We start from the raw sequence: 16,998 nt of genomic DNA on the forward strand, positions 1-16,998 counted from the left end.
TATTTTTAGTATGTATATCATTCCTGTGGCGTGGCGGCATCTTTATAATATTCAACCAGCATCTGAACGACCTGATTGGCCTCGCGAAGTAAGTTTTCATTTGATTTTGCAATCTTTTCAAAATCAGATGTCCGCGCTTGAAAACCGCTGGCAACGGCTAATAAAACACCGCGTGGTGACTGCCAGTCCACTTTGATCTGTGATAACTCATTGCGAATTTCCAATGTCGGCACCGCCGAAATACCTTGGCGCGGATTTCCACTACGTAAATCTTCAATCGCCACATCAAAGGTATGCACCGTCTTGGCAAGGCTGGCTCTGTTTTGATCCACATCCACACCATATGTGATCAAACAAAATTCCTTGGCCGCTTTTTGGATCAACATACGTTGGCGCCCCGCAATATTTAAAACGCGGGCCTGCCCGTTTGTGACTTGCTGGTCGGAGGCATACTCCATTTCCATAATCTTTACGACCCGTTCAAACTGAGCCAAGGCCTTAAGATTATACTGCGCGATTAAATCAACGCCCAGTCCCGGCAATGCTGCACTCTCCCCTAATAAACGGGCACCGAAATCCAGCATTTCAAGCACACTATCCAGTTTATCCAATTCTTCGCGAATCGCGTTATTATTTTCAGGGAGAAAGCCCTCTTGCGAACTGCCGTTTTTTAACGCGTCATGACTGACCTTTAACAAATCCGCTGTTTGCAGCAGGATTTGACGATGTTCTTCCACATCACTGAAAGTCGCAATAAAACAAGCGGCTTTGGCAAGGCGCTGGCTCAACATCCGTTGGCGTCCGGCCAGATCAATTTTCTGGGCTTGCATGCGCTCTGTTGTCTCTGCAAAGACCGGTACATAGGCAAAGGTCGATAACAAAGAAAAAAGACTTCCGATCAGGATAAATCTACGCATTAAATGGCCCCCGCCTTCTATAGGTTTAAAGGTAAAAATATCCTATTTAAAAACCATAAGCTACTTCTGTGGTCCCATTTCTGCGTACAGGAACGAGAAAAAGCCTGCACAAAGTACAGGCTTCTCGTAAGTGGATACATTCAGACAGACTATTACGCTTTTTAAACGTACAGGTCGATTACATCATCCCCATACTATGCGCTTCTCTTGACAAATCTTCGCGGAAATCAGGATGCGCAATATCGATTAAGGCCTTGGCGCGTTGTTGCAACGAACGCCCCTTCATATCGGCCACGCCATACTCCGTCACCACAAATTGAACATCCATACGCGGGTCCGTCACTGCCCCACCAGTCAAATGCGGGACAATCCGTGAAATAGTGCCTTTCTTGGCTGTGGAATGCAGTGCGATAAAGGATTTCCCCCCCGGTGACGCGTAAGCGCCACGGACAAAGTCCAACTGCCCCCCCGTGCCGGAGAATTGATGCCCACCAATACTTTCAGAATTCACCTGACCGGTAAAATCAACCTCAATGGCTGCATTTACCGAAATCATATTTTCATTCTTTCGAATGACGGACGGGTTGTTCACATATGACACCGGATAGCCGACAATCGAGGGATTATCATCCATAAAATCAAACATATCGCGATCACCAAGCGCCAATGTAAAGACATGCTTATAAGGCAATAATGTCTTGCGACGACCGTTTAAAACACCGCGCTTGATCAAGTCCACCATCGGCGGTGAAAACAGCTCGGAATGCAGACCCAAATCCTTATGACTGACCAATTGGCTCATAACCGAGTTTGGCACCGCACCGATTCCCATTTGCAGAGTCGCCCCGTCAGGGATGCGTTCCGCAATAAAATGACCGATTTTTTCATCTTCAACGCTGCCGCCCCCGATAATGGTTTCCATCAAAGGCGGGCTATTTTCAACGATCATATCCACATCGGAAATATGCAACAGACATTCACCAAACGATCGCGGCATGTTTTCATTGACTTCAACGATGATCCGTTTGGCTTTGCGTACAACCGTTGCGCCGTAATCCGGGTTTGTTCCTAAACTGAAATGCCCGGACTTATCCATCGGGGATACTGTCACGACAAAACAATCCGGGGAAATCGACTCCGTCAACAAGCGACCTGCCTGATGGAACAGACATGGGACGAAATGCACCCATTCTTCCCCGACATCATAACCTTGTTTTGCCAAGTGACGGTCATGGCTACTCATGAACAAAGGATGGGGTTTAATGACAGGCATTAATTCCGGCACCAGCAACGATTCGGTCGCAGCCGCACTGGCATGCATATAATAGACATTCAAGTTGGTAAACCAGCCCTGCTTTGCGCGGCTGGCGACGGCCTCCATCAGGGCAGGCGGCATCGCAGCCCCCATCCCCAAAATCAGATTAGAACGGTCTGCAATACTGGCGACCGCATCATGCGCCGTTGTTTTCTTGGCCTCATACATTTCCTGATAAAACGACACGAATATACCCCCTCATGGCATAAGAATAACGATAGTTGGCTTGGATCATACACCAGCTTTTCGCAAGTGCAAAAAGAAAGTCTTTTTACATTCCATGATCTTATAGATACGGATACATAGATTCCCTAGAAACAAGATGTTATATTTATCAACGAAACAGACAGGTTTTCTTTTTCTTTCAACCTGATGTTTCTGTAAGGTAGCCGAAGGGGGGCATAAGGCAAGACTGTGACAACATTTCCATCCACACAAAATACAGGCGGAGTTCCTCAAAAAACCAAGAGCACACATATCCTTCTTGGCGGTCTCTTGCTGTGTTTATCGCTCTGGATCATCGGAAGTGTGTTCACGTGGCACAGCTATCAATCCGTTCTGACGCGTGCTGAAAAAGATATTGCCAGTCTGGGAACGCGATTGGCACACCATACATCCACATCCATTAAAACCGTTGACCTCGCCATCATGCGCACCGTCGGTCATTTTTCAAAAAATTGGGACAAGCTCAAAAAAGCCCCGCCACAGGCACATGAGTTTCTCACAACCGCGTTTAGCGGCATGCCCCAATTGCGTGACATTATTATTCTTTCTGCTGATGGGAAGACCCTTTTTAATCATCGATACGATTACACATATACCGGTTCTAACCCCAGCGATACCTTCCGCATTCAAATGCTGCGCAACCCGGATCGCCGCTTACTCATTGATCGTTTGAACAGTAAAAAAACCATCGGACTGAGCCGTCCTGTTTATGACTCTGTCGGGACATTGCAGGGATACGTCGTTGCCAAAATTCGCACCAGCTACCTAAAAGAAATTTATCAAGTCGGCATGGATAACAACGAACATGATATCGCACTCTATAACAAAAGTTCCCGGCTCTTATCCATCCCCGAGGTCATGGCTTTTCATCATGATATCAGTGATTTGTTTTCCAGCACCAAAAAACAATTCCTTCAAACCGAACGCAATCTGATAACCGGGCAAAAAAATATAAATACGCGTACGAAAGTACCCAATTACGACTTAATTTTGACCGTCGATATCGATGTACAAAATATTATAAAGGAATGGAAACAACAAACCATCACCTACACTATTATCGGCGTGATTTTTTCCACTCTGATCCTGATCTATGCCTTTTTGGTTCAGCGCACTTTCAGTACGGTTCAGCTTGAAAACCTTAGGCGGCAAAAAACAGAAAACAGCCTGAAAAAGTTGTCTCGAGCCATTGAGCAAAGCCCGACCAGCGTTGTCATTACTGATGCAAAAGCCCGCATTGAATATGTCAATCCAAAATTCACCGAGGTTTCCGGCTACGCCCTTTCCGAAGTTGTCGGCAAAAATCCAAAAATCCTCTCCGCAACCACGGACACAAAAACCGATTACGCGGCAATGTGGGAGACATTGAACAGGGGAAAGGATTGGCGAGGCGAATTTTGCAACCAGCGCAAAGATGGCAGAATTTATTGGGAAAGTGCCGCCATCAGTTCCATTAAAAATGAACAAGGGGACATTACGCATTTTCTCGCCGTCAAAGAAGATATTACAGAGCGCAAAAAAGCCGAGGACCAATTACAATTGGCGGCCGCTGTTTTCGAAGCCGCATCGGAAGCCATTATGGTCTGTGATGCCAATAATGTGATCGAACTCGTCAATAGCGCCTTTAGCGAAATCACCGGATATTCTGTCGAAGAAGCCACAGGACAAACACCTTCCATCCTGAAATCAGGACGCCATCAAGCCGAATTTTATCGCAGCATGATTGAAAAGCTCAATAAAATTGGCCGTTGGGAAGGGGAGATCTGGAACCGACGCAAAAACGGCGAGGTTTATCCCCAATGGCTTTCCATCAAGACCATTCGCGATGAAACCGGAAAAATTCAGCGCTTTATTAGTCTCTTTAGCGATATTACACTACGCAAGCGCAATGAAGAACGCATCCTTTATCAGGCCAATTACGATGCGCTGACCGGCCTGCCCAACCGCAGCCTGTTTCTGGATCGCCTGCAACGTGCCATCATTCAGGCCGAACGCAGTGACACACAAATTGCCCTGTTATTTATCGATCTGGATCGATTTAAAAACGTCAACGACACATTGGGCCACGCTTGCGGGGATCTGTTGCTACAAGAAGCCGCCGCCCGCCTCAACGCCTTGGTGCGCCGTTCCGATACCGTGGCGCGACTGGGCGGGGATGAATTCACCGTTATTCTCAGTGATCTCAGTGATTTTACTCAAATTGAACGTTTGGTCGAAAAACTCCTGAAAAGCTTATCTGCCCCTTACGATCTGGAACAACATGTTGCCTTTGTTTCCGCCAGTATCGGGATTACAATTTTCCCCAATGATGGCGGGAACGTTGAAGACCTGCTTAAAAATGCAGATACAGCCATGTATCAGGCAAAAGAAAACGGGCGCAATCTCAGCCAGTTCTTCACCACACAAATGAACGACGAGGCCAACGAACGCCGCGCCTTGGAAACCGCGTTGCATCAAGCCTTGGAACGCGAAGAATTTGTCCTTCACTACCAACCGATTGTCGATGCCCGCACCAGCGAATTGGTCAGTTGCGAGACCTTGTTGAGATGGCATCAACCGGAACATGGCAACGTCTACCCCGACAAATTCATCCCCTTGGCAGAAGACACCGGCCTGATCCTTCCGATCGGGGCATGGGTTCTGGAAAAAGCCTGTTTTGAAGCCGTCAATTGGGCAAAAAAAATCAAAAATCCACCCAATATTTCCGTCAATATGTCCTCGCGTCAATTCCAGCGCACCGATGTGGTTGCTCTGGTCCGCGACACACTGCAAAAAACAGGTTTGGACCCTCAACGCCTAACGTTGGAAATTACCGAAAGCCTTTTGATTGTCGATGACAAAAAAATCGTGCAACAGCTCCATGACGTGCGCAAGCTTGGGGTCGGCCTTTCCATTGATGATTTTGGCACAGGGTATTCCTCCCTCAGTTATTTACGCAGATTCCCGATCACCACCTTAAAAATTGATCGCGCCTTTATTCTTGATCTGACCACCGATGATGAAGCGGCGGCCGTCGTCTCAGCCATTCTTTCTATGGCAAATAGCCTGCATATGAAAGTTGTGGCCGAAGGGGTTGAAGAACTTGAACAACTGAATGTCTTACGCGAAGGCGGGTGTGATTATATTCAGGGCTATTACTACAGCCCCCCCGTCCCCATTGAGGCATTCCGCCTGATGGTGCAAAAAGAAGGACCATTGGAACCCGATGAATAATGTCATCCAGAAATGGAACGAAAAATACGCAGGCGACGATCTGGTTTTCGGCACCACGCCCAATGCTTTCCTTGTGGAAAACAGCCATCTTTTTCCAAAGGGCGGACATATTCTCGCCGTAGGGGATGGTGAGGGACGAAACGGTTTATGGCTGGCTGAGCAAGGATTTAATGTCACCTCGATCGATGGTGCACCCAATGCGGTACGCAAAGCCCGACAGCAGGCCGATCAACGTCACCTAAGCCCGAATTTTCAGGCTTTATGCACCGATTTGGAAAAATGGAACTGGCCGATTGGTAAATTTGACGCGGTTGCCTGCCTTCATCTTTATTTCATGCCGGATCAACGCCCCAAAATGCATCAAGCCATGATGAATACCTTGATCGAAGACGGTATTCTCGTTTTAGAAGTTTTCCACCCCGGCCATGTCGGACGCGGCCTTGGCGGACCGTCCTTGCGCGAACTGTGTTATACTGCCGTCGATCTCGCCAGCGATTTCAACCGATATAAGATTTTACATTTAGAAGAGTGTGAACGTGAAATTGCCCCATCCACCTTTCATAAAGGCGGACAGGGCAAAGTCAGTCGGATCATTGTCCAAAAAACAAAAGTGTCATCTTAATTACAAGCCGCCAAAACCTGTATTATCCCAACATTTGAATAGACCAAGTACCGGAACGTGCACGCATGTCGTGAACGGGGGCTAACTCGGCATCTTGACGCCAATTTAAAGCCGACTGCGCATCGGGAAACGTCACCAAAGCAATGCTTTCATACCCTGTTGGCTCCCCCTCAACCTGAATAATATTAGCACTGGAAGTAACCAATGCACCGTCATATTTAGCTAAGGCATCTTTGGCATGAGCCCGATATTCTTCCAACGCATCCGGATTAATATTTTTGGCCTGGGCAATACAATAAACAGTCATCATCATATCCTTTCGAGTTTCAATTGACCTGTACACGAAAGGTAATCGCAAACCACCTGTGCGAAAATTCTATAAATAGTCACAATAGATGTGTAATAATGCACAGATGGAAAATTGGGATGATCTCAAATATGCCTTGGCGATTTATCGGCATGGCACCCTAAGCGGTGCCGCGCGCACCCTTGGCGTTAATCACGCAACCGTTTCCAGACGCCTCAGCACATTGGAAACACAAATGGGTGCCCGCCTTTTTGACCGTATGTCTGACGGTCTGCATCCAACTGAACATGGTGAAAAAGCCATTGAAAGTGCGATAGAGATCGAACGCCATATTTTGAGCCTTGAAGTGTCCATTGCCGCCAAAGACACCGTTTTGGCTGGCCCTTTAAAAATTTCCGCGCCACAATTGATCGTACAATTAAAATTTGCAGACATTCTTGCCGAGTTTAAAGCCCTTTATCCACAAATCGATCTCCAGATTATTGCGACCTTAGATGCCGTCAACCTGCATCGACGCGAGGCCGATGTGTCCATCCGTGTTGTGAATGAACCGGAAAACACTTTGTGGGGACAACGTGTCTTGCAGCAAAACTGTATGTATTACGCCAGCCGTTCATATCTGGAACAACGCCAAGTACAAGATCCTTTGAATTGCCTGAATTTCATGTGGCGCGGGGATCAACCCGCCCCTGAAGTTCTAAAAGCCTATCCGAACGCTCGTGTCATTGCCAGATTTGACGATATGGTTGCTGTTTATGGCGCGGTTAATGCCGGTATGGGCATCGCCCGCATGCCTTGTTTCATTGGTGATAGCAATCCAACCTTTCAACGTGTGCCTCATATCGACAGCGCGCCTTACCATGATTTATGGATTTTAACGCACCCAGATTTAAGAAAAGTACCCCGTATCCAAACCTTTATCCGTTTTGCGGCAACGCGCCTGCGTAAACTCCAACCTTTCTTTTTGGGTGAGTTATCGACCTAAAAAAAGCCCTCAATAATGAAATTGAGGGCTTTTCGGATAGGGTTCAAACCTTATTATTCAGCGTCTGTGGGCGCATTTACGTGATGCACAACTTGCTGCGGAAAAGGAATGGAAATACCGTTTTTGTCAAACGCTTCCTTGATGCTTTTGGTCAAGCCCCAACGGACCCCCCAATAGTCGGAAGAATTAACCCAAACGCGCACAATGATATTGACAGAACTGTCCGCCAATTCCCCGACCGCCAACACGGGTGCCGGGTCTTTCTTGATACGATCATCCGCTTTGGCCATTTCTTCAATCACGGCCATTGCCTTGTTGATATCATCTTCATAAGCGATCCCCATCAACAGGTCGACTCGGCGGGTGGAATGCGCGCTGTAATTTAAAATAGCGCTGCCCCAAACTTGCGAGTTCGGCAGCAGGATTTGTACATTATCCCCGGTTGCCAATTCCGTTGTGAATAAAGAGACGCCTTTCACGGTTCCGCTCACCCCGCCGATATCGACAAACTGACCAACCTTAAAGGGGCGTAAAAACAGGATCATAACACCTGCCGCAACATTGCTGAGTGTCCCCTGCAGGGCCAAACCAATGGCAAGACCTGCCGCGCCCAACACAGCGATTAAGCTGGTTGTTTCAATGCCAAATTTGTTCAAAACCGCCAAAACGGTAACGGCAACAACAATATATTTAACGATCGTTGCCAGAAAACCCGCCAACATTTCATCCACGTTCGGGCTTTTCATCAACAAGTCATGGCATTTCCGTTTGGAAAAAGCCGCAAACCAGAAACCGACAATCAAAATGACGATTGCAGCAATAACCTGCAATCCATACATTGCGATAAAATCAATAACGGTTTGGACGGTTTGCTCTACAGATTCGGACATCTTTTTATGCTCCAGATATGATCCATTTAGGCAAATATGCACAAATCTTGAGAAAATAGAAAGGCTAAAAAAAGCCCTTTTCGTAAGATCATCACGTAAACGGCTTTTTTATTAAAACAGAGTGTTACTGATGTTTCTTAACGTCATTCTCATCAGGTTGAACTGTGGAATTCCCTTCACTTAACCAAACATTTATGCCTTTACGCACGTTGTAAACTTTGGAATAGCCAAATCGTTGGGTCAATAATTGCGCCGCCGCACTGGAACGGTTTCCTGATCGACAAATCAAAATCACATCTTCATTGGGTTGTGCCAGTTTTTTCAATTCAGTCGGGAAATTCCGGTTAATTTTACCGTTTGCCATTCTAAAAGGCAGGAGGCGGCTTCCCTCAACCACACCCGTTTGTTTCCATTCCGCCGGTGTACGAATATCAATTAACGTCACCCCTTTTTTCAACAGTGCTTTTAGCTCCGCATTATCAATATTTTTTAGCGGGGCTTCTTTGACACCTAGAAGCTCAATTTCAAAACGCAATGTGGAATCAGGTGGAATGACATCTCCAACTCCACGCGATCCATAAGCCATTTCTGATGGAATAATCAGTTCACGTTTTCCGCCAACCTTCATTCCCAGAACGCCTTCTTCCCATCCCGGGATAACCTGTCGGGCACCAACCGTAAAAGTAAAGGGGCGGTTGCGGTCATGGCTGGAGTCGAATTTTTTGCCGTTCAAAAGCCATCCCGTATAATGAACAACCACTTGTTTTTCATTTTCAACCAGCTCACCCGTCCCTACTGTCAGGTCTTTTATTTTCAACTCCGAAGCGTAAGCCGTTGCACTGGCAATAAGTGTGACTATCAAAAAGCTGACACATTTTATAACACTGCGCATATTTTTCATCCTATCCTATGTAAACCCTTGGGCAATTAATACATTATTACCCTCTGATATAAAAGGCATCTTTATCATTTTCATTCTTAATGCTTTTTTCCTCGCCTTCTTTTCTATATAAAAAAAGAAAGAGGGAAAGCGATGATCGCTTTAAAAATCAATCTATAGTTTCAAACGAAACCGATCATAAGGAAAGCCCCATCATGGCGACGGGCACAGATATCTTCCATGCGATTAGATCGCATGTAAAACAAACATTAAAAATGGCAGATGCTCAGAGCAAAATTGCGGATGAGACCAGAGACCTGTTATCCCAGCTTCTTTTAACCAGACGAGGCGATGGTGAAATCGTTCTGGATATGAGCGCCTGGCAACGTTTAAAAGCCACAGACAATCAGTGGATGGATAAAGAACGCCACCAACAAGACCGCTTCGTCAATCCGACACGCCTGCCTCAATTGGTTCCCGGCCTTCAAGGCTTATCCCCCACACAGTATCTCAGTTTTGTCCAACGCCCCCTGGAACGCAATGGCGACAATGGCGTACACCTATGTGCGCAAACGCTGCGCTATTTTGAAAAATACAGTGATCGTGAAATGGCAAGCGAGCGTAATAAACTGTTTGGGCGTTCCCAACGCTATATTGCCAAACTGTTACTCAACGAATTGCTTGCCAAGGAACATGGGGTTACAGAGGAAAAAGAACTGGACACTTTACGAAATGCAACCCCACCACAGGCTCAATTCGAATTGGCCGCTAAAGTATTGGGCATTTCGACCGCACAAGTTATGAATCGGCTATTCAAATATGCCGTTGCCTTGACCTTTGTTGAGGCCATTCAAAACAAAGCAAACCAAATTCAACGAGCAAAAACAAAGTTCGAAGGACTGTTGCGCAAATTGGCGGCCAGCGAACCCGGCCCAACCGCCAAAACGCGTATAAAAGAGATATATCTCGGCTTTCAAAAAGATCTAAAGCTGATGTCACAGGAAATTGACGAGATAAATCAATTCCTTCACTCTTTAACCGTGAAAATGAAGAAAGACGATTTTGACGAACATTTTGTCAGCTTTCATCGTATAGGCGCCCGCCTTGATGCCATCGCTTCACGTTGGGTCATTATTATGAATGAAGCCAATAACAACGATGCCCGCACGCCGGTGGAAAAAATCAAAGGAATGCACACGGTCTACACACATTGATGCCGTTTCAAACCTGCTCATATCGACAAAATGCAGCCGAACACCAGAACCAGATAGTTGCAAAACTTATACGTGTAGACACTATCGCAGTGATCCCTAAGGGATGATACGTATCTTTTTTTTGTAGAAAAATCATATAGTTCGGTTAATATAATAGTCATCTATTCCGCCGATCTCATCGGTCTGAAAATTGAAATCTCCGATTGATATTTTTAAGATCGATACCTTTTCGGGTTTATCCCGATCAGAGCGCCTAGAAGCTAGGGATAGCTTCTAACAAACTAAAAAGCCGGTCTTCGTGACCGGCTTCTTTTTTTGCGTTCTACACTTTTCGTCCCAACCCGCGGATGGTTTCCTCAATATTCTGCCACGCCTCACGAATAGCTTCATCCGCTTCATTCGAATAACCATCCTCAAAATAAGCTTTCAAGGCTTCGGACAATTCCAGCAGCTTGTCTTTTTGATCGGCATTTTCCGGCTCGCCATCAATGGCACGGTACATAAAATGACAAAGTTCCTCTCGAATATCTTCGGAAGACTTTTCACGGCTGGCGATTTCAAACACATGGCAAAGCGTCGCAAAACGGGTTGCCGCACGGCGTTGCAAAGAATAGGCATCATGCAACCCGACGCGCCCTTGTAAATGAAGCTTTTCTTCATAAAGACGCGCATGATCTATTTCATCAGCTTTTTGTATCGCTTGGCTGAATTCTTTTTCCAGACGTAAGACTTCAGATTCCGTCCGTTTGACTTCTTCTGCGGCCCAATCCAATTCTCTTTTAATTTCTGCAATCAAATGCTGATCTGTTGACATTCTGGCCATCCGTTCGTTATTTGCCCTCGTTTTTGCCATTCTACCAAACTTCCGATAGAAAATCATTACGATTGCCCTGTTCTGCCCAATCAATTAATCTGCAAAAATAAATATCAAATGAAACAAAGGGTTCCCATGTCACGACTAGCAGGAAAAACAATCATTATTACAGGTGCCAGCAGCGGTTTAGGCGAAGCAATGGCCCGTAAATTCGCACCTTTGGGCGCAAACCTCGTTTTGGGCGCACGTAGAGAAGATAAGCTCGACACTCTCTGTCGTGAATTGGGTGAAAACGCCCGTTTTATGAAGTGTGATGTCACCTCTTTTGACGATGTTCAGGCGCTTGCCCAATTGGCTTTGGATGAATTTTCCACTATCGATATTTTAATCAATAACGCAGGGCTGATGCCGCTGTCCTTCTTCAGCGAGAAAAAACTCGATGAATGGAACCAGATGATTGATGTAAATATCAAAGGTGTTTTACATGGTATCGCCGCAGTAATCGATACCATGCAGGCACAAAAGTCCGGTCATATCATCAATGTTGCCTCTGTTGCCGGTCATGTTGTCACACCTTCATCCGGTGTTTATGCCGCAACCAAATTCGCCGTGCGCGCCATTTCAGAAGGATTGCGTCAGGAATCTCGCGGTTTCTTGCGCACCACCATCTTATCCCCCGGTGCCGTTGAATCTGAGCTGACGCAAACTATCAGTAATGATAAAATTGCACAAGGTATTGATAAGCTCTATGAAGACGCCATTCGCGCAGAAGATATCGCCAATGCCTGCCTGTACGCGATCGAACAACCAGACGAAGTCGATGTCAACGAAATCATTATTCGTCCGACCAAGCAAAAATTATAAATCCTGTCCATAATAAAAAAGCCGCCTGTTCAACAACAGGCGGCTTTTTTTGCGTTACGTTCATTACTGAGTTGAAAGTTTCAGGACCTGCGCTTTCATGCTACGGCCCAGATCATCCTGCAACGGGATCAAACCATTATCGGTTAAATAGCCCTCTTCCCCGATCGCTGCATCACTCATAAATTCTTTCAAATACTCACCGATTTGAGGCAAAACCTTCATATGCTCCGTTTTCACATATAAAAACAAAGGTCGGGCCAACGGATACATCCCATCGCGGATGGTTTCAAAGGTCGGCACCACACCATCAATATTTAATGCTGAAATTAAACCACTACGCCTTTCCAATGCGTTATACCCCAAAATGCCCAAGGCCTTCGGATTGTTTGAAAGTCTGCGCACGATCAAATCATCATCTTCGCCCGCCTCGATATAAACGCCGTCTTCGCGCATTTCGCCACATACCGTTTTCCGGCTTGGCGCATTCAGTTTTTCAATATAGTCCGATCCACGGCAGCCATTGTTCATAACTTCTTCTACAAACACATCACGCGTCCCCGATGTCGGCGGAGGACCAAAGAATTGAATGGGAATATCCGGCAAGGCAGGGTCGATATGCGACCATAATTTATGCGGATTATCAACGAGTTGACCGTCAACCGGCAACCGTTTTGCCAGCGCTTTCCATAAATGACGCCGTGTCAAATTAAAATCTGCGCTGTCTCGTGATTTTGCGATAACGATCCCATCCCAACCGATCATAATTTCAGAAATATGATCAACCTTGTTATGAGCGCAATCTCGAATTTCGCTGATCTTCATACGCCGCGACGCATTAACAATGTCCGGTGTCTCGACGCCAATACCAGAGCAAAACATTTTAATCCCGCCGCCGGATCCGGTCGATTCAACAACTGGTGATTCTGCGCCCATTTTTCGATAGTATTTTTCAGCAACAAACGCCGCAAAAGGAAAAACCGTTGAGGACCCCACAATACGGACCGTATTGCGAAACTCACTATTGGCGTTCCCTTGCCCGGCACTCAAAAGAAGAACAAAGCCGACCAGCAATGCAGAAACACGTTTCATCATATCCAACTGCCTTATCATAATGATATTTGCAAAAGTAAATCTGGAGTGGATCTTACTCTTCTTCATCCGGGTATTCTACCCGCAATGATGTGATATCTGGAATTATTTCGATAAACTGTTCCACCAATGCAGGATCAAAGTGGCTGCCGGCATTATCTTTTAAAAAGGAAACCGCTTTCTCCAGCGGCCAAGCCTCCTTATAGGGGCGTGTAGATGTCAATGCATCAAAGACATCGCAGATGGCTGCAATGCGTCCCTCAATCGGTATATCGGTACCGGAAACCCCATTCGGATAACCAGAGCCATCCCATTTTTCATGGTGAGTCGCCGCAATAGATCGAGCCATTATAAGCATGCCGGAATCAAAGTTCCCGATAATATCCATCCCGATTTCCACATGGCTTTCCATGATAATACGTTCTTCTGGGGTCAATCGTCCGGGTTTTAGCAAAATACGATCCGGGATACCGATTTTGCCCACATCATGCATGGTGCTCGCTTGTAAAATCAAATCTGCAAATTGCTCCCCCAAACCTGCCTTCAGGGCCAACAAGTGACAACTTTTACTCATACGCACAACATGCGCACCCGTTTCATTATCGCGGTATTCCCCCGCGCGCCCCAGACGGCGCACCACTTCCAACTGTGTACGATGGATCTCTTTCGTTCTGTTCTGAACCTCAATTTCCAAATCATCGGCACGCAAACGCTGGTTATAATAGAAAAAACGGGTTTCCAAGAGGTTATGAATACGTTGAAACACCTCCCACGGCTGAAATGGTTTTGTCAAAAAATCACGAGCCCCCGCAGCCAGTGCAGCTTGGCGGGTTTCCATATCCGTTTGCGCTGTCAGAACCAGAATTGGAAGATAGTCATCATTGCCAACATTTTTTTTCAAAGCCTGCATGACTTCAATGCCGTTCATAAATGGCATTCGTATATCCAGCAAGATCATGTCAACCGTTTGGTTCTGATAAATTTCCACAACTTTGCGGGAATCTGTTGTCGAAAGAACGTTGTCATAACCTTCTTCTTCCAACAATTGTTCCAACAACAGAACATTGGCCGGGTTATCATCCACAACCAAAATGCAACTGTCTTTAATTTTATCTGTCATATCATTCATGGTTTTTTCCCTGCCTTGCAATTGGCAACTGCACCCAGAACGTTGTTCCTTCACCGACAACACTGTCAAAACCAATGGTGCCCCCCATTGCTTCAACAAGTTGCTTGGTCAAGGTTAAACCGATCCCCGTCCCTTCAACCCCGGTGGTTTCCGCGCCCAAACGCTCAAACGGTTTAAAAAGGTGTCTTTGTTTTTCAATGGGAATGCCATTTCCATGATCACTGATGCGAAATTCCGCCATTTCACCATCGATTTCGAAAACCCTGACATCAACAAAACTGCCCGGACGGTTATACTTAATGGCATTTGAAAACAGATTTAATAAAACTTGCTTACAACGCGTACGGTCAACATTCACCGTTAAATCAACCGGGCAGTCGACATGAAACGATACATCGTATTCTTCTGCCGTATTCTCACTTAGTTCCAGACAATCATCCAACACACCCTGCACATCGACCGCTTCGATGGTCAAATGCAGGCGCCCGGCTTCGATACGGGCGAGATCCAATATTTCGTTAATCAAATCCATCAAATGATGACCGGCGCTGACAATTTGGTTGACTTGGCGTTTCTGACGGTCCCCCAAAGGATGCTTGGTGCTCATACCCAAAAGCTGCGCAAAACCGAGAATAGCATTCAAAGGTGTGCGCAATTCATGGCTCATCCGTGATAAAAATTCAGATTTTGCCGTATTCGCGGCATCGGCTGCAATTCGCGCTGCTTTCAACTCTTCAGCATAATGTTTTTCCGCACTGATATCCTGTGTAACCCCCAGCATTCGCGTTGCATGCCCGGTGTTATCACGGACCACATTTCCCTGCTCGCGCACCCAACGTATCTCACCGGAGGGCATGCGAACACGGTATTCACATTTTAGATCTTCCCCTTCACGTAAACATTTTCGCAATGCATCTTCAAACAAGGGAATATCTTCTTCAAATGTCCAATCTTGACAGCGTTCTTTACGTTCTTCGCGTCCATCATTTTCCAACCCGTAGAGACCAAACATTTGTTCCGACCAAAACAACCGGTCATCATCAATATGCCAATCCCAGGTTCCCATTTTGGCGAACTGCTGGCTCATTTTCAGACGTTCTTTGCTAAGCCGCAGGGCACGTTCTGCCCGGATACGCTGCGACACGTCACGCACCGCACCGACAAAAAACGTTCCTTCCGGTAATTTTAACAAGGAAACAGACAAATTCATTTCAAACGTCTGACCGTCGGCCCGTTTACCCATGACCGTACGGCCCACCCCCATGATATGGGCTTCTCCGGTTTCCAGATAGCGGGCGAGATATCCATCATGGTGGGAGGCATAAGGTTCCGGCATCAACATGGAAACATTCTGGCCAACAACCATTTCCTTGCTATATCCGAACATTTTCTCTGATGCAGGATTCATATCTTTGACGATCCCGCCAGAATCGATCGTAATAATCCCTTCCAGGACCGTTTCGAAAATGGCACGGTGACGCAATTCGCTTTTGCGCAAAGATTGTTCAGCAACCTTTAATTCGGTTACATCGGTTAAATACCCAACAAGTCCGTCATAGTCACCGGCTTCGGTGCTCAGGGCACGCATATCATCCAAAACCCAAAGGTAGGTCCCGTCTTTCTTGCGCATCCGGTATTCGTGCTTTTGTTGCCCCGTCTCAAATAACTCCGGGATTTTGGGCAAAACACGCTGGAGATCATCTGGGTGGATAATCTCCAGTCGAAACATCGGGTTGTCGCTAAATTCCGCAACCTCCCATCCCAGCAATTGCGTAATATTCGGCGTAATATAATCCACCCCGTAATCCCAATATTGGGCGCAGTGATACATTACAGCGGGACCACGTTCCATTACGGAACGAATATTACGATCATTTTGCTTTTCCATACCGGGTTGAGTTCACGACTTTTCTATTTCTTACCTTTTTCAACCCTGATTATAGAACCATACATTAGAAACTTTCAATCAAACAATCGTAAATCATGTACTATTTGAGATGTTCATTCAGACGCGGCATCAACTCAACAAAGTTACACGGATGGGTGCGTGCATCCAATTGATGAACCAAAATATCGTCCCAGGCGTCTTTCACCGCGCCACTTGACCCCGGCAAGGCAAACATATAAGTGGCATTCAACAAGCCCGCCATTGCACGAGATTGGATGGTTGATGTTTTGATCTTCTGGTAGGAAATCCAGCGGAAGACTTCCCCAAAACCCGGAATTTCTTTTTCAATTACCATACGAAAGGCTTCTGGTGTCACATCGCGCCCCGTCACACCGGTTCCGCCTGTTGTAATCACCACATCAACGTCAGGATTATCCGCCCAGACTTTAAGCTGAGCCGCAATATCTTCTGCCTCATCCTTCAAAATCAGACGTTCATAGACTTTATGCCCTGCGCTTTCAATACGTGCCGCCAGCGTATCACCTGACTTATCATTTTCAAACGTACGCGTATCAGACACGGTGATAATGGCAATATTCAAGGGCAGGAACGCGCGGTCCCCATCGATTTTTGACATGGTGGGATT

At 46.3% G+C, this 16,998-nt stretch carries 15 protein-coding genes; 5 read left to right on the top strand and 10 right to left on the bottom strand.

The window, feature by feature from the left end:
- Positions 1 to 17: 17 nt before the first annotated feature.
- Both ACN0VA_RS00365 and ACN0VA_RS00370 read right to left on the bottom strand, forming a co-directional pair.
- Entirely contained in the window at positions 18 to 917 is a 900-nt protein-coding gene (locus tag ACN0VA_RS00365) for a type IV pili methyl-accepting chemotaxis transducer N-terminal domain-containing protein (protein WP_417819216.1), read from the bottom strand.
- A 178-nt stretch (positions 918 to 1,095) separates the two neighbouring features.
- The gene (locus ACN0VA_RS00370) at positions 1,096 to 2,418 is read right to left on the bottom strand and encodes an acetyl-CoA hydrolase/transferase family protein (RefSeq protein ID WP_417819217.1); all 1,323 of its coding nucleotides are present in this window, start codon (positions 2,416 to 2,418) and stop codon (positions 1,096 to 1,098) included.
- A gap of 228 nt (positions 2,419 to 2,646) precedes the next feature.
- On the opposite strand from ACN0VA_RS00370, the gene ACN0VA_RS00375 reads away from it, so the two are divergent.
- A complete protein-coding gene (locus tag ACN0VA_RS00375; RefSeq protein ID WP_417819218.1) occupies positions 2,647 to 5,670 on the top strand; it encodes an EAL domain-containing protein in 3,024 nt (1,007 codons plus the stop codon).
- Positions 5,663 to 6,292: a class I SAM-dependent methyltransferase gene (locus ACN0VA_RS00380; protein ID WP_417819219.1), complete on the top strand. Its 630-nt coding sequence runs from the start codon at positions 5,663 to 5,665 to the stop codon at positions 6,290 to 6,292. The genes ACN0VA_RS00375 and ACN0VA_RS00380 overlap by 8 nt, the downstream gene beginning before the upstream one ends.
- Positions 6,293 to 6,314: 22 nt before the next feature.
- Here the strand turns inward: ACN0VA_RS00380 and ACN0VA_RS00385 are convergent, their stop codons facing one another.
- Positions 6,315 to 6,599 (bottom strand): DUF1330 domain-containing protein, encoded by a 285-nt coding sequence (locus ACN0VA_RS00385; RefSeq protein ID WP_417819220.1) that lies wholly within the window; start codon positions 6,597 to 6,599, stop codon positions 6,315 to 6,317.
- Positions 6,600 to 6,687: 88 nt separating this feature from the next.
- On the opposite strand from ACN0VA_RS00385, the gene ACN0VA_RS00390 reads away from it, so the two are divergent.
- Positions 6,688 to 7,584: a LysR family transcriptional regulator gene (locus ACN0VA_RS00390; RefSeq protein ID WP_417819221.1), complete on the top strand. Its 897-nt coding sequence runs from the start codon at positions 6,688 to 6,690 to the stop codon at positions 7,582 to 7,584.
- 53 nt (positions 7,585 to 7,637) lie between these two features.
- Here the strand turns inward: ACN0VA_RS00390 and ACN0VA_RS00395 are convergent, their stop codons facing one another.
- Complete coding sequence (locus ACN0VA_RS00395) at positions 7,638 to 8,474, bottom strand: mechanosensitive ion channel family protein (RefSeq protein ID WP_417819222.1); 837 nt, start codon at positions 8,472 to 8,474, stop codon at positions 7,638 to 7,640.
- A 124-nt stretch (positions 8,475 to 8,598) separates the two neighbouring features.
- Positions 8,599 to 9,366, bottom strand: a complete 768-nt coding sequence (locus tag ACN0VA_RS00400; RefSeq protein ID WP_417819223.1) for an FKBP-type peptidyl-prolyl cis-trans isomerase — start codon at positions 9,364 to 9,366, stop codon at positions 8,599 to 8,601.
- A 203-nt stretch (positions 9,367 to 9,569) separates the two neighbouring features.
- Between ACN0VA_RS00400 and ACN0VA_RS00405 the strand changes: the two genes are divergently transcribed.
- Positions 9,570 to 10,568 (top strand): hypothetical protein, encoded by a 999-nt coding sequence (locus tag ACN0VA_RS00405; RefSeq protein WP_417819224.1) that lies wholly within the window; start codon positions 9,570 to 9,572, stop codon positions 10,566 to 10,568.
- Between the two features lie 322 nt (positions 10,569 to 10,890).
- Here ACN0VA_RS00405 and ACN0VA_RS00410 read toward each other — a convergent pair whose 3' ends face one another.
- Entirely contained in the window at positions 10,891 to 11,382 is a 492-nt protein-coding gene (locus ACN0VA_RS00410; protein WP_417819225.1) for a hypothetical protein, read from the bottom strand.
- Positions 11,383 to 11,517: 135 nt separating this feature from the next.
- On the opposite strand from ACN0VA_RS00410, the gene ACN0VA_RS00415 reads away from it, so the two are divergent.
- Positions 11,518 to 12,246 carry an SDR family oxidoreductase gene (locus ACN0VA_RS00415; RefSeq protein ID WP_417819226.1) on the top strand — a complete coding sequence of 243 codons (729 nt, stop codon included), beginning with the start codon at positions 11,518 to 11,520 and terminating at the stop codon, positions 12,244 to 12,246.
- 63 nt (positions 12,247 to 12,309) lie between these two features.
- Here ACN0VA_RS00415 and ACN0VA_RS00420 read toward each other — a convergent pair whose 3' ends face one another.
- From ACN0VA_RS00420 to moaB, 4 genes are all read right to left on the bottom strand, one after another.
- Complete coding sequence (locus ACN0VA_RS00420) at positions 12,310 to 13,338, bottom strand: substrate-binding domain-containing protein (protein ID WP_417819227.1); 1,029 nt, start codon at positions 13,336 to 13,338, stop codon at positions 12,310 to 12,312.
- A gap of 52 nt (positions 13,339 to 13,390) precedes the next feature.
- On the bottom strand, positions 13,391 to 14,464 hold the full coding sequence (locus ACN0VA_RS00425) for an HD domain-containing phosphohydrolase (protein ID WP_417819228.1): 1,074 nt from the start codon (positions 14,462 to 14,464) through the stop codon (positions 13,391 to 13,393).
- Entirely contained in the window at positions 14,457 to 16,352 is a 1,896-nt protein-coding gene (locus tag ACN0VA_RS00430; protein ID WP_417819229.1) for a PAS domain S-box protein, read from the bottom strand. Before ACN0VA_RS00430 ends, ACN0VA_RS00425 begins: the two co-directional genes overlap by 8 nt.
- Before the next feature lie 100 nt (positions 16,353 to 16,452).
- Positions 16,453 to 16,989 (bottom strand): molybdenum cofactor biosynthesis protein B, encoded by a 537-nt coding sequence (moaB, locus tag ACN0VA_RS00435; protein WP_417819230.1) that lies wholly within the window; start codon positions 16,987 to 16,989, stop codon positions 16,453 to 16,455.
- Positions 16,990 to 16,998: the final 9 nt, after the last annotated feature.

The organism is Terasakiella sp., from assembly GCF_048267425.1.
Classification (GTDB): Bacteria; Pseudomonadota; Alphaproteobacteria; order Rhodospirillales; family Terasakiellaceae; genus Terasakiella.

Bases quoted from the DNA above. Each gene is read 5' to 3' on its own strand.
- ACN0VA_RS00425 (WP_417819228.1), bottom strand. From the start codon at position 14,464: ATGAATGATATGACAGATAAAATTAAAGACAGTTGCATTTTGGTTGTG.
- ACN0VA_RS00395 (WP_417819222.1), bottom strand. From the start codon at position 8,474: ATGTCCGAATCTGTAGAGCAAACCGTCCAAACCGTTATTGATTTTATC.
- ACN0VA_RS00380 (WP_417819219.1), top strand. From the start codon at position 5,663: ATGAATAATGTCATCCAGAAATGGAACGAAAAATACGCAGGCGACGAT.
- ACN0VA_RS00415 (WP_417819226.1), top strand. From the start codon at position 11,518: ATGTCACGACTAGCAGGAAAAACAATCATTATTACAGGTGCCAGCAGC.
- ACN0VA_RS00420 (WP_417819227.1), bottom strand. From the start codon at position 13,338: ATGATGAAACGTGTTTCTGCATTGCTGGTCGGCTTTGTTCTTCTTTTG.
- ACN0VA_RS00390 (WP_417819221.1), top strand. From the start codon at position 6,688: ATGTGTAATAATGCACAGATGGAAAATTGGGATGATCTCAAATATGCC.
- moaB (WP_417819230.1), bottom strand. From the start codon at position 16,989: ATGTCAAAAATCGATGGGGACCGCGCGTTCCTGCCCTTGAATATTGCC.
- ACN0VA_RS00385 (WP_417819220.1), bottom strand. From the start codon at position 6,599: ATGACTGTTTATTGTATTGCCCAGGCCAAAAATATTAATCCGGATGCG.
- ACN0VA_RS00400 (WP_417819223.1), bottom strand. From the start codon at position 9,366: ATGCGCAGTGTTATAAAATGTGTCAGCTTTTTGATAGTCACACTTATT.
- ACN0VA_RS00430 (WP_417819229.1), bottom strand. From the start codon at position 16,352: ATGGAAAAGCAAAATGATCGTAATATTCGTTCCGTAATGGAACGTGGT.
- ACN0VA_RS00405 (WP_417819224.1), top strand. From the start codon at position 9,570: ATGGCGACGGGCACAGATATCTTCCATGCGATTAGATCGCATGTAAAA.
- ACN0VA_RS00365 (WP_417819216.1), bottom strand. From the start codon at position 917: ATGCGTAGATTTATCCTGATCGGAAGTCTTTTTTCTTTGTTATCGACC.
- ACN0VA_RS00410 (WP_417819225.1), bottom strand. From the start codon at position 11,382: ATGTCAACAGATCAGCATTTGATTGCAGAAATTAAAAGAGAATTGGAT.